The organism is Mesonia sediminis (genome assembly GCF_042684705.1).
Classification (GTDB): Bacteria; Bacteroidota; Bacteroidia; order Flavobacteriales; family Flavobacteriaceae; genus Mesonia; species Mesonia sediminis.
The window spans coordinates 15,894-28,687 of record NZ_JBHULZ010000008.1; the positions used below are offsets into that span (position 1 = coordinate 15,894).

Below are 12,794 nucleotides of genomic sequence, written 5' to 3' on the forward strand. Positions count from 1 at the left end.
TTATTTTGAAATATATTGATAATACTTTTCGAAAATAATTTTAAACCAAGCGGTATAAATATCGGGATTGGCTTCGATGTCTTTTTTCAAAAAATCTAAAGTAACCCATTTCCAAGATGCTACCTCTTCTTCGTTAATTTGAGGTACATCATTATAATGCCCAATTAAGATATAGTCAAATTCATGTTCTGTTAAACCATTGTCAAATGGGGCCTTGTATATAAAAGAAGTAACTTCTTTTAAAGGCGTGGTAAAACCCATTTCTTCTTGCAGTCGTCTTTCACCGGCCTGAGTATTGGTTTCGCCTGGCTTTTGATGACTACAGCAAGTATTGGTCCATAACCCTGGGGAATGGTATTTACCTAAGGCACGTTGTTGAATCATCACTTCATCTTTGTCGTTAAAGACAAAAACCGAGAACGCTCTATGCAATAAAGCCTTTTGGTGAGCTTCAATTTTTTCCATCAAACCGATTTGCTCATCCTTCTCGTTTACCAAAATCACTTGTTCTTCCATAGTTATCAAAAATACAAAAGTATTTGAGATAACCTAAACTATAATGGTGGTTTAGCCTTTTTTTAGAATCTGTTCTGCCCTTGAATTCCTACCACAAAGGCACCTTGGATACCAGCCTCACGAACGACCATCTTATACTGCTCTGCTTCCTCTCTCGTTTTAAATAACTTAGAGAAATATCTTCGTAGCCCATCGGGATAAACATGGTTAAATACACTAGAAACCTCATTGAAACGAACCAAAGGATTGTTTTTATTTACCGCTGCAATTTGAACGGTATAATAAATCTCATTTCCAGTAAAATCGTAAGTTGTAGTAAGCTTATTATTTTCTGTTTTGTCTTTTATTTGCTGGCTTTCTAGCTGACGTTTACTGATGTTTTTTCTTAGCTCCTCTGGTGTTTCATTATCATTTAATATGATAAATTCTGACCTACGATTTAATTGATGTTCTTGTTCTGAGCAAGGTACATTGTTTTCACAATGGTTGATTAATTGCGTCTCGCCATACCCTTTTCCTGATATTCGTTTTGAAGAAATACCTTGGTTTCTAAGGTATGACAAGGTTGCTTGTGCCCTTTTTTCTGATAAAAGCATATTATAGGCGTCTCCAGCTCTACTGTCGGTATGCGATCGTATATCAATTTTCATCTCAGGATACTTTTTAAGTACTGCAACGATTTTTTGTAATTCCACCTCAGCATCTGCTCTTATTTGACTATCATCTAAATCAAAATAAATAGGGTCGAGTTGTAGCAGACTTCGTAAATCATCTCCTTTTCCCGCTTTAGTTACGCCCAAGGTTGAATTACCTCCTTTTTCTACGTTCAAAGGAAGATCAAAATTTTTCTCAAATTCAGACCCCGATTTTAACAGCTTCTCGTCGGTTTTGAATTGATCTTTTGAAACTCGTATAATATAACGTGTATCGCAATCAAGAGTAAATTCATAGCCCCCTTCATCATCTGTAACCGTTTCATCTAGGAAAGTTAAATTTTCATCATACAACTCTACTTTCACTCCTGCAATGGGTTGTTGGTTCTCGGTTTGCGTAATTACTCCACTCACATATTGTTGACAGGCGGTTATTAAATCTTCTTTTTGAGTGAAATGATAGATATCATCTTCGCCTAATCCGCCTGGACGGTTACTAGCAAAAAAACCTTTTTTGCTTCCTTGTGTAAATACGAAGCTAAAGTCATCTTTTGAACTGTTTATAGGTGCGCCAACATTAAAAACTTCGCCAAATGTACCATCCTCTTTCAAAACGGTGACAAATACATCTAGACCTCCTAGACCAATATGCCCATCACTGGCAAAATAAAGCTCATTTTTATCTGAAAAGTATGGGAAAGTTTCCCTGGCTTCTGTATTAATGTGCTCGCCTAAATTTACAGGATCCCCAAAACCGTCAGCTAAAATTTCGACAAAATAAATATCAGACATTCCTCTAGTACCTGGCATATCTGAGGCGAAAAATAACTTAGTCTCGTCTTTATTTAAGGTAGGATGTGCTACGGAATAGTTATCATTATTAAAGGGTAACTCCTCTGGTGTTCCCCAAGGGGCATCTATACTTTCACGTTCTGATTTATATATTTTTAAAAAATTGATTCCCTCCTCACTTTTTCCGTATTTTTTCTTATTGTAATTATTTCGGGTAAAATAGAGGGTTAAGCCATCTTTTGTCATACAAGCCGAAGATTCGTGGAATTTTGAATTAATGGTTTCTTCAAATGGGGTTGGCTCGCTCACAATTTGATTATCTTCATTAAGCTTTACAAAATACAAGTCTAAATAAGGTTGTTTATTCCATTCATGAACCCTTTTTACTGTAGAAGCAACTTCCTTATTGGATGCAAAAATCAACAAACTATCAACCACTTGGGGCGAAAAGTCTGATAACTTTGAATTGATATTAGCCAATTCAATTTCAAACTTACCAGATTGCAGTTCAATTAATTCGAGGTAATTTCGTTCTCCTTTTAAAAGTTCAACCCGCGAATCATTTTCTTTTAATTTTTCAAACTCTAGAAGCACCGAATCCGATTTTTTGTACTGTTCATTACTTTTTAAAGCCATGGCATACCTAAACAAATAACTCTCGTCTAGATTTTCTGTTTTCAATGCATAGAGCTTTTCATACCAATTGAGTGCTTGAGTAAGTTCTCCGTTAAAATAATAAGAGTCCCCAAGTTTTTTAAAAAGGTTTTCAGACTCATAGCCCGCTTTTGCCACTTCTAAGTATATTTCTCGGGCATCTATAAAGGCATACCTATCGAACATTTTATCTGCTTCTTTTAGTTTATCTTCCTGTGCCAATAATGCGCTTTGAAAGAAAAAGACGATAAGAAAAAGTAAGTAAGTAATATTTCGCATTTTCATAACCAATTTTTTAGAAGAATCGTGGCGTTAGCATTTTATTGTATTTCTTGAATAACTCAAATCTTAAGAAGGCTTCTAGGCTACCATTGTTGTAGGCCGAATAAGAGGTCGTTTCCATATCGTAGGCAACACCTATCAACCAGGAGTCTGAAATTTGAAATGCAGCCAATGCACTTATAGCCGAATCCCAACGGTAAGCAGCTCCTAGCGTAAATTTATCATACAACAAGAAGTTTGTTGAAATATCTATTTGCAAGGGAGAGCCCGTTGTAATTTTTGATAGTAAAGTAGGCTTAAATTTTAAATTGGGAGAAACTTGCCAAACGTACCCCCCAGTTAGATAGAAAGAGGCTTTTTCTTTTACTAAAGTTTTCGAATTTGAATTATTGGATTGATCAAAATGTTCGGTTTCAACCAGATTTGGAACGCTAATTCCAACATAATAATTTTCATCATATAGCATGGCACCTAAACCGAATTGTGGCGAAAACTTCTTATCGATATTTTCAGCAAAGTTGGGATCATTAGGGTCTCTAATCGATAATTTATTAAAATCTACATCGAGTAAATTTGCTCCCAATTGCAAACCGAAGTTAAGTCTCAAGCTTCGATTAAGAAAAATACCGTAGCTATAACTTGCTTGAATAGTATTTTCTTGCATTGGCCCTACCTCATCACGCATAATATTTAAGCCTACACTCATAGTCTCATTTATTGGGCTATGACCACTCAAATGCTGTGTGGTTGGAGCTCCTTGTACGCCCAACCATTGTGAACGATGAATTAGAACGGCACTAAGCACATCACGACTACCCGCATAGGCTGGGTTAAAGCTAAGCGGATTGTACATATATTGTGTAAATTGTGCGTCTTGTTGTGCATTACTAAATGGTACAACAAGCACCATACTTATGATTAAAAGAAAAATATTCTTGTTCATACTATTTTATTAATTGATGTACAAATAACCGTCTAAATCTCGTTCTTGATTATTACTATCTCTATACTTTAAGGTATAAAAGTAAGTTCCTGAAGGTAATTTTTCATCCTTATTAAGGGTGGCTCTTCCTTGACTAAAGCCAGTAAAAAACTTATTGTCTTGTCCATAACCTTTCGCTTCATAAACCAACACTCCCCAACGATTGAACACCTTGAATTCATTATCAGGATAACGCTCGATACCTTGAATAATAAGTACGTCATTTTTACCATCACCATTAGGAGAAATCGCATTGTATACGTGTAAAGGTTCTAAGTGATAACCATTTTTCTCGAAAATTGGTGAATCCTTCAGCAAAGTAAAACTACTAGGATTACTCCCTTCTGTCTGATACGAGTAGGAGGGAAAATTAGGACTATCTACATCTATATAAGACAATACTTGCCCTGTAAATATCTCTTCTTCCCATTCCCCTTGACTATCTGTTTGTACTTGAATCATATTTCCTTGACCATCGGTGATTTGTACTGGAATATTTGGAATACCTGGCTCGTTGTCATCTTGGGTTCCGTTACCGTTTACATCCAAGTAAACAATCCCTCTAAAAACTTCAACTTCATTACCCGTAGTGTAAAATCCGTCAGGCACTTCACTGGTTGTAGTGTTTGCCACCACCACGGTAAGCGTAGGATTTGTTCCTTGGGTTTGTACCGCACCGGCAGGAAAATCTGGATCTGTGGTTTGAATTTCGCTACGGGTTATACCTTCTGGCACGCTAACACTCCAATTTCCGGCAGTATCGGTAACCAAGGTTTGTTGTATACCCAGTGCATCGGTTATTACTACATCAACATTAGGCAAGTCGGGTTCGCCAGCGTCCTGTATGCCATTATTGTTAGCATCCTCATACAAATGACCTTGGAGCATTCCAAATTGGGTATTAGGCACAAAGAAACCATCTGGAACTTCGCTTGTAAAAGTATTCTTTACGACTACAGTTATTGTTGGATTAGAACCCTCGGTCTGAACCACATTCGCAGGCATATCTGGATCGGTTAAGACTATATCTGAAGTGGTTAAACCTTCGGGTACCGTTACCTTCCAATCTCCATTAGCATCTGTAGAAATTACTTGTATTATACCATTTACATCTATGATTTGCACATCTACATTAGGTAAATTGGGTTCTCCAGTATCCTGAGTGGCATTATTATTACTATCAAAATAGATATGCCCCGTTAACTCGCCGAGAGGTAAGTTTGAATCTGTAAAGCCATCGGGAGTCTCAGCTGTTACGGTATTGGCTATTACATTAGTTGTTGTAGGATCAGTACCTTGGGTTTGCACAAAACCAGGTGGTAAGTCGGCATTGTTAATGTTTGAGGTCGCAGCCCCTGCATTAACCACTACAGACCAATCACCATTAGCATCGGTAACAGTATTATAAATTAAGTTTGCAGCATCCTGAACAATAATTTGAACATTTGAAAAATCGGGTTCACCACTATCTTGGGTTCCGTTACCATTTACATCGTGGTATACATGACCTTGTAAAGTTCCTGTTGCCTGATTTGTAAATGAGAAGCCATCTGGTGTTTCGCTTATCGTATTATTGGCAGTAACAGCGGTAATACTAGGGTCTGTACCTTCGGTTTGAATGGCACCCGCAGGAAAATCTGGATCATTTCTATCAATAGCCGATTGCGTATTACCGGCTGCCACGTTTGCACTCCAATCGCCCGAAGTATTGGTGGTTACCACTTGAATTATTCCTTGCGAATCGGTTATTACCACATCAACATAACTTAAATCGGGCTCACCGGCATCTTGGGTTCCGTTTCCATTGCTATCAAAATATAGATGGCCTTGTAGCGTACCTAAGTTTTGAGCTGGCAGATAAAATCCGTCTGGAACTTCATTTAAAACGTTATTTGCCGTAACGGCAGTAGTGGTGGGATTCGTACCTTGGGTTTGTACGGCTCCTACTAAAAAATCTGGATCGTTAACATCGATTAAAGAAGTTGTATTTCCCACTGGAGTAGTAATGGACCAATCTCCAGTTGCGTTAGTAGTGACTACCGTAGTAATACCCAAACTATTGGTTATTTGAACATCTACATTGGGTAAATTAGGTTCTCCCGCATCTTGAACACCATTATTGTTTTGGTCGTGGTACAAGTGGCCTAGCAGTGTACCTTCCGCAAAAAAACCATCATTGGTATTGGGCCCGTCGTCGCTTGTAATTTGACCTGTCACAATGGTGCTGGTTGTAGGATCTGTTCCTTCGGTTTGCAACACCCCGTTAGGCAAATCACTATTCTCAATATCTGACACTGCAGTACCTGCTGGCAGATTAACAGACCAGTCTCCGTTTCCATCAGTGGTAACTACTTGGGTAGTGTTAAACACATCGGTAACATTTACTCTAACGTTGGCAATACCTGTTTCTTGATTATCTTGGGTGCCGTTACCGTTGGCATCAAAGTAAACTCGACCTTCTAAGGTACCTACTTCATAAAATCCATCATTTACTGTAGTCCCATCATCGCTTACCACTGTATTCAAAGTAACAAAACTTGTGGTAGGATTGGTTCCTTCTGTCTGTATAGCACCAGTGGGAAAATCAGGATCATTTACATCTATAAAAGCGGTGGTATTCCCAATAGGAACCATAGCACTCCAATTTCCAGCGGCATCTGTAACCACAACCAAGTTAGTACCTAAAGAGGTGGTAATGTTTACATCTACATTTGCCAAATCTGGCTCTGTAGGGTCTTGACTTCCATTTCCATTTTTATCAAGATAAGCATGCCCCTCTAGTGTACCTGATTCAAAAAAACCATCATTTAACACTCCATCATCGCTAACCGTTTGATTGTTCACCACCATGGTTGTAGTAGGATTAGTTCCTTCGGTTTGTACCGCTCCTGTGGGGAAATCGGGATCATTAACATCTATAGTAGAGGTAGCATTTCCTGCTGGCAAAATTACCGACCAGTTTCCGTTTGCATCAGTAATTAAGGCATGAGTAGTTCCCAAAGCATCAACAACGTTCACATCGATATTGGCTAAATCTGGTTCACTTGTGTCTTGTGTTCCGTTACCGTTTACATCTAAATAAAGATGCCCTTCTAATATACCTTGTTCATAAAAACCGTCATTTTCGGTAAAAGTATTGGTATTATTGATTACCGTAAAAGGGGTAGGATCTGTTCCTTCAGTTTGTATAGCCCCTGTAGGGAAGTCGGGGTCGTTATCATCTATATCAATACTTACGTCTACAGCTGCAACCGTAGCTAGCCAGTCTCCATTGGCATCTGTACTCACACTGGTAACTTGCCCAAAAGTATCGGTAATGTTTATGGTGACATTAGGCATATCGGGTTCGCCTGAATCTTGCGATCCATTACCATTGACATCAAAATATAAATGACCGTTTATTTGACCTTCAAAATAAAAACCATCATTATCGGTAAAATTATCGACATTGGCAACAGCATTAATGGTTTGTGGATTTGTACCTTCTGTTTGAATGTACCCTGGAGGTAAATCAGTATTATCAATAGCAATAGTGGTTGGCCCTGGATCTATAACCGCTATCCAATCGCCATTGGCATCGGTAGAAACAGCTTGGGAAATAGTTGCCCCAAAAATTAAAACATCTACATTGGGAATACCATTCTCAAACGGATCTTGGGTACCATTATTATTAGCATCTCGATAAATTCTACCCGATACAGTGGTAGTGGCAAATATGCTGTTGTTTCCTAAAATAATAGCGTCTATGCTAAAAATTGATGGCGGTTGTTTTTGCTGAGAGTAAGTAAAATCAAAAACAAACAAGAAAAAGAGTAAAAACAGAACTCGTAAAAACACCTTCATACAGAAAGAAAATTTATTGGTTAGGTTTAATAAAAGCTTATCCACTCAAGTACAGAAGAATAAAATTTTAATTTGGGGTAAAGGTACGCATTATTTAATAAAAATGAATTAGTTAAAAGTTACATACTTTTTTATTATTAACAATAATCAATCAGAATTAAAAACAGGAGGTTTTGTTTCAACAAATTTTAAGTATTTTTGCCGCATGAAGTTAAAACAAGAAATAAACAAGCGTAGAACCTTTGGTATCGTTTCGCATCCTGATGCTGGTAAAACAACGCTTACAGAAAAATTATTGCTTTTTGGAGGGGCCATTCAAGAGGCTGGAGCGGTAAAATCTAATAAAATAAAAAAAGGCGCCACTAGTGATTTTATGGAAATTGAGCGCCAGCGTGGAATTTCTGTGGCCACCTCGGTACTAGCTTTTGAATATAAAGATATTAAAATTAATATTCTCGATACGCCGGGTCACAAAGATTTTGCCGAAGACACCTTTAGAACTTTAACTGCCGTAGATAGTGTTATAGTGGTGGTAGATGTAGCTAAAGGAGTCGAAGAACAAACCGAAAAATTGGTTAAGGTTTGCCGTATGCGCAAAATTCCCATTATTGTTTTCATCAATAAGCTAGACCGAGAAGGAAAAGATGCTTTTGATTTGCTTGATGAAATTGAGCAAAAATTAGGCTTAAGCGTCACTCCACTAAGTTTTCCTATTGGTATGGGATATGATTTTAAAGGAATCTATAATATCTGGGAGAAAAATGTAAATCTATTTACTGGAGACCCTCGAAAAGATATTGAGGAAACGGTAGAAATAGATGAAATTGAAAACCCAGAACTCGATGAACTAATTGGCGAAAAACACGCCGAAGAGCTAAGAGATAATTTAGACTTAGCTTTAAGCGTTTATCCTGAATTTGATATTGAGGAATACAGAAAAGCCGATTTACAACCCGTATTTTTTGGTAGTGCTTTAAATAATTTTGGAGTGAGAGAATTGCTTGATTGTTTTATAAAAATTGCTCCTAGCCCCAGACCTAAAGAAAGCGATACGCGTTTGGTAGAACCTACAGAAGATAAGTTTAGCGGTTTCGTGTTTAAAATACATGCCAATATGGACCCCAAACACAGAGATAGGCTAGCCTTTGTGAAAATTGTCTCGGGAACTTTTGAGCGTAACAAGCCCTATTTACACGTAAGAAATCAAAAAAAGGTGAAGTTTAGTAGTCCAAATGCCTTTTTTGCAGAGAAAAAAGAAATCGTAGATATTTCATATCCGGGTGACATCGTAGGCTTGCACGACACTGGCAACTTTAAAATAGGTGACACGCTTACCGAAGGCGAAAAAATGCAATACAAAGGAATACCTAGTTTTAGCCCAGAGCATTTTAGATACATCAACAATGCAGACCCCATGAAGTCAAAGCAGCTAGAAAAAGGTATTGACCAATTGATGGATGAAGGAGTGGCACAACTGTTTAAACTCGAGTTGAATAACCGAAAGGTAATTGGTACTGTAGGCGCTTTACAATTTGAGGTTATACAGTACAGATTGGAACATGAGTATGGAGCAAAATGCAATTATGAAAATCTAAATGTGTATAAAGCGCTATGGGTAGAACCCTCTGATGAAAAAAATGAGGAGTTTAAAGAGTTTAAAAGGGTAAAAGCTAAATATTTAGCCAAAGATAAAAAGAACCAATTGGTATTTTTAGCCGATTCTGCATTTTCATTGCAAATGACCCAACAAAAATACCCAACAATTAAATTTCATCTCACTTCTGAGTTCTAAACTTTATTTTAAAAATAAAACTAAAAAAACCTAACTACTGCAGTTAGGTTTTTTAATTATGGCTTAGGTAGCTTATTCTATAATAATTTTCTTCATTATCTGCCCTATTTCACTTTCAATTTTTACAAAATAAATACCCGGTGAAAGTTGAGATACATTATAACTGCCTTGTGGTTTTTTAAAATGTAATACTTCTTTTCCGTTAACGGAAAAAATACGAACTGTTTTAATATTGCTACCAGCATCTATATCTAATTGAAAACTGCTTGTTGCGGGATTAGGATAAAGATCAACTTCTGATTTGTCATTGCTAGAAATCCCGAGTTGTTGGTTACGGTATATGGCTTGATCGCCATTGGCGTTAGTTACTGTTAACACTATATAATTAGGTTGATAAGTGAAGGCGTAGGAAAAATTATTATTGATATTACTTATATTTATATATGTATGAGATATTAATAAGTCATACTCATCTACTCCATTTAAAGATGGACAAGTGGATAAAGTTACATAAGCATAATTCATTTTAAACTTTTGATTATTCAAATGTGTTATTCCACCTTCAAGATAAACAGCAGAGCAAGGTGTATTAAAATAATATAACGAGCCATTTAAAAATTCAGTAAAATAACTATTTTGATAAGCCGTTGGCGGCAGAAAATCATTTCCACCTATTACCAATTTTTCTAAATATCAAGTATGGTTTTCTAGTGGGGCTACTTGCGCAAAGCTAGTTAGGCTTAACAAGCAAATAACTAATTTTATAATTGTTTTCATGATTTAAATTTTTATAAGCTTGATATTATTCTTAACGTATTCACCCTCAATTTTTACAAAATAAATACCTGGTGAAAGTTGAGATACGTTATAACTGCCTTGTGGTTGCTTAAAATACATTACTTCTTTTCCGTTAACGGAAAAAATACGAACTGTTTTAATATTGCTCCCAGCATTTATATCTAATTGAAAACTGCTTGTTGCGGGGTTAGGATAAAGATCAACTTCTGGTTTGTCATTGTTAGAGATCCCAAGTTGTTGGTTACGGTATATAGCTTGATCGCCATTGGCGTTAGTAATTGTTAGTTCAATATAATTGGACTTGTAACTAAAGACGTAAGAAAATGGGTTGTTTGAAAGATTAATGCTAAACATTATTTTTTCATCATATTCTGTTACTTGCTGAGGCAAGCCGTCACAGTCTAAAGGTGAACTTGCATCATTGATATTAAAAGTTTGGTTTTGACTATAGCTTAATGTTCCTTGAATGGGATAACAGGGTGCATTTAGGGAATAATCTGCACCGTTAGTAAAATTTGCGAAATAAGAATTACTAAACCCATTCGGCACAGAAAAGTCTGTATTGTTAATTACCAATTTTTCTAAATACCAAGTATGATTTTCTAGTGGGGCTACTTGCGCAAAGCTAGTTAGGCTTAACAAACAAATAACTAATTTTATAATTGCTTTCATGATTTAAATTTTTAAAAGCTTGATATTATTCTTAACGTATTCACCCTCAATTTTTACAAAATAAATACCTGGTGAAAGTTGAGATACATTATAACTGCCTTGTGGTTGCTTAAAATACATTACTTCTTTTCCGTTAACGGAAAAAATACGAACTGTTTTAATATGGCTCCCAGCATTTATATCTAATTGAAAACTGCTTGTTGCGGGATTAGGATAAAGGTCAACTTCTAATTTGTCATTGCTAGAAACCCCAAGTTGTTGGTTACGGTATATGGCTTGATCCCCATTGGCGCTAGTAATTGTTAAGACAACATAATTGGATACATTAGTAAAAGCATAAGTAAATGGGTTTGGATGACCAGTATAGAAATCATAAAACTCGAAGATATACGTGGTATCAAACATATCAGCATCTGGAACACTCGGACATTCGCCTGGTCCTACCGAAGAATTGGTTATAGTGAATTGACTATTCCCGTCATCATAAATCATTATTCCAAGTAAATCCGAACAAGATTGCACTACAAAATAATCTTGTTGATTGTTCCAGTTAAAATCATTATAAGGATTTAAATTTTGTGGCGGAAACACATCATTCCCGTTGATCACCAATTTTTCTAAATACCAAGTATGATTTTCTAGTGGGGCTACTTGCGCAAAGCTAGTTAGGCTCAATAAACAAATAACTAATTTTATAATTGCTTTCATGATTTAAATTTTAAAAAGCTTCATATTATTCTTAACGTATTCACCCTCAATTTTTACAAAATAAATACCCGGTGAAAGTTGAGATACATTATAACTGCCTTGTGGTTGTTTAAAATGCATTACTTCTTTTCCGTTAACGGAAAAAATACGAACTGTTTTAATATTGCTCCCAGCATTTATATCTAATTGAAAACTGTTTGTTGCGGGATTAGGATAAAGATTAACTTCTGATTTGTCATTGCTAGAAATCCCAAGTTGTTGGTTACGGTATATAGCTTGATCGCCATTGGCGTTAGTTACTGTTAACACTATATAATTAGGTTGATAAGTGAAGGAATAAGAAAAAGGATTATTTGGTGCATTAGTATTAACATAATCGTTAATTATTTTTAAATCATAATCTATAACTTGCTGAGATAAGCCATCACAATCTAAAGGATAGCCCGCAAAATTAATATTAAAATTTTGGTTTTGATTGTACGTCAATGTACCATCAACTGGATAACAAGCGGCTAAAAAAATAAAATCTGCATTGTTGGCAAAATTTGCAGTATAACTATTTTGATAGGCACTTGGTGGCAGAAAATCATTCCCGTTAATCACCAATTTCTCTAAATACCAAGTATGATTTTCTAGCGGGGCCACTTGTGCGAAGCTAGTTAGGCTTAACAAGAAAATAACTAATTTTATAAATCTTTTCATGATTTAAATTTTTATTGTACTATAAGATATTTTGATTCAACGCTTTCACCGTCGCAATAAAGAGTAACCACATAAATCCCAGAGGTATAGTTAGCAACATCAATATTAAAATTGGGATCATCTACATTCAATATATAATTATTGCTTACTGCATTTTTTACAGAAGTAATACTGATGTAGCTTGAAGTTGCTCCTTCAAATTGATAATGTATTTGCACTTGGCTATTTGCGGGATTAGGACTTAAGCTTTGTATAGCATAAGAACTTTCACTAATAATGATAGTGTAATCCTTGTGCCTCTCGCTAAAAAAAGAAATTCCAGCTTCTTTTTCTTCTATGTAATAATAATAAACTGCTGGATAGGTTTCTTTCCCCCACATCGCTGAACTAGCTAATGCAA

The 12,794-nt window shown here is 36.1% G+C and carries 10 protein-coding genes; 1 reads left to right on the forward strand and 9 read right to left on the reverse strand.

The window, feature by feature from the left end:
- The 4 genes from idi to ACFSQ0_RS01440 all read right to left on the reverse strand — a co-directional run bounded on the left by idi (position 1) and on the right by ACFSQ0_RS01440 (position 7,722).
- The gene (gene idi, locus ACFSQ0_RS01425; RefSeq protein WP_379043123.1) at positions 1 to 516 is read right to left on the reverse strand and encodes an isopentenyl-diphosphate Delta-isomerase; all 516 of its coding nucleotides are present in this window, start codon (positions 514 to 516) and stop codon (positions 1 to 3) included.
- A 62-nt stretch (positions 517 to 578) separates the two neighbouring features.
- Positions 579 to 2,900 (reverse strand): OmpA family protein, encoded by a 2,322-nt coding sequence (locus tag ACFSQ0_RS01430; RefSeq protein ID WP_379043126.1) that lies wholly within the window; start codon positions 2,898 to 2,900, stop codon positions 579 to 581.
- A gap of 10 nt (positions 2,901 to 2,910) precedes the next feature.
- Positions 2,911 to 3,840, reverse strand: coding sequence for a PorP/SprF family type IX secretion system membrane protein (locus ACFSQ0_RS01435; RefSeq protein WP_379043129.1), 930 nt, complete (start codon positions 3,838 to 3,840; stop codon positions 2,911 to 2,913).
- Positions 3,841 to 3,849: 9 nt separating this feature from the next.
- Positions 3,850 to 7,722 (reverse strand): SdrD B-like domain-containing protein, encoded by a 3,873-nt coding sequence (locus ACFSQ0_RS01440; RefSeq protein ID WP_379043132.1) that lies wholly within the window; start codon positions 7,720 to 7,722, stop codon positions 3,850 to 3,852.
- Between the two features lie 205 nt (positions 7,723 to 7,927).
- Between ACFSQ0_RS01440 and ACFSQ0_RS01445 the strand changes: the two genes are divergently transcribed.
- A complete protein-coding gene (locus ACFSQ0_RS01445; protein WP_379043135.1) occupies positions 7,928 to 9,514 on the forward strand; it encodes a peptide chain release factor 3 in 1,587 nt (528 codons plus the stop codon).
- 72 nt (positions 9,515 to 9,586) lie between these two features.
- On the opposite strand, the gene ACFSQ0_RS01450 is transcribed toward ACFSQ0_RS01445, so the two are convergent.
- From ACFSQ0_RS01450 to ACFSQ0_RS01470, 5 genes are all read right to left on the reverse strand, one after another.
- Positions 9,587 to 10,195, reverse strand: a complete 609-nt coding sequence (locus ACFSQ0_RS01450; RefSeq protein ID WP_379043138.1) for a T9SS type A sorting domain-containing protein — start codon at positions 10,193 to 10,195, stop codon at positions 9,587 to 9,589.
- Between the two features lie 99 nt (positions 10,196 to 10,294).
- Positions 10,295 to 10,984, reverse strand: a complete 690-nt coding sequence (locus ACFSQ0_RS01455) for a T9SS type A sorting domain-containing protein (RefSeq protein WP_379043141.1) — start codon at positions 10,982 to 10,984, stop codon at positions 10,295 to 10,297.
- 3 nt (positions 10,985 to 10,987) lie between these two features.
- On the reverse strand, positions 10,988 to 11,692 hold the full coding sequence (locus ACFSQ0_RS01460) for a T9SS type A sorting domain-containing protein (RefSeq protein WP_379043144.1): 705 nt from the start codon (positions 11,690 to 11,692) through the stop codon (positions 10,988 to 10,990).
- Positions 11,693 to 11,695: 3 nt separating this feature from the next.
- Positions 11,696 to 12,394, reverse strand: coding sequence for a T9SS type A sorting domain-containing protein (locus tag ACFSQ0_RS01465; RefSeq protein WP_379043147.1), 699 nt, complete (start codon positions 12,392 to 12,394; stop codon positions 11,696 to 11,698).
- A gap of 11 nt (positions 12,395 to 12,405) precedes the next feature.
- On the reverse strand, positions 12,406 to 12,774 hold the full coding sequence (locus ACFSQ0_RS01470; RefSeq protein ID WP_379043150.1) for a T9SS type A sorting domain-containing protein: 369 nt from the start codon (positions 12,772 to 12,774) through the stop codon (positions 12,406 to 12,408).
- Positions 12,775 to 12,794: the final 20 nt, after the last annotated feature.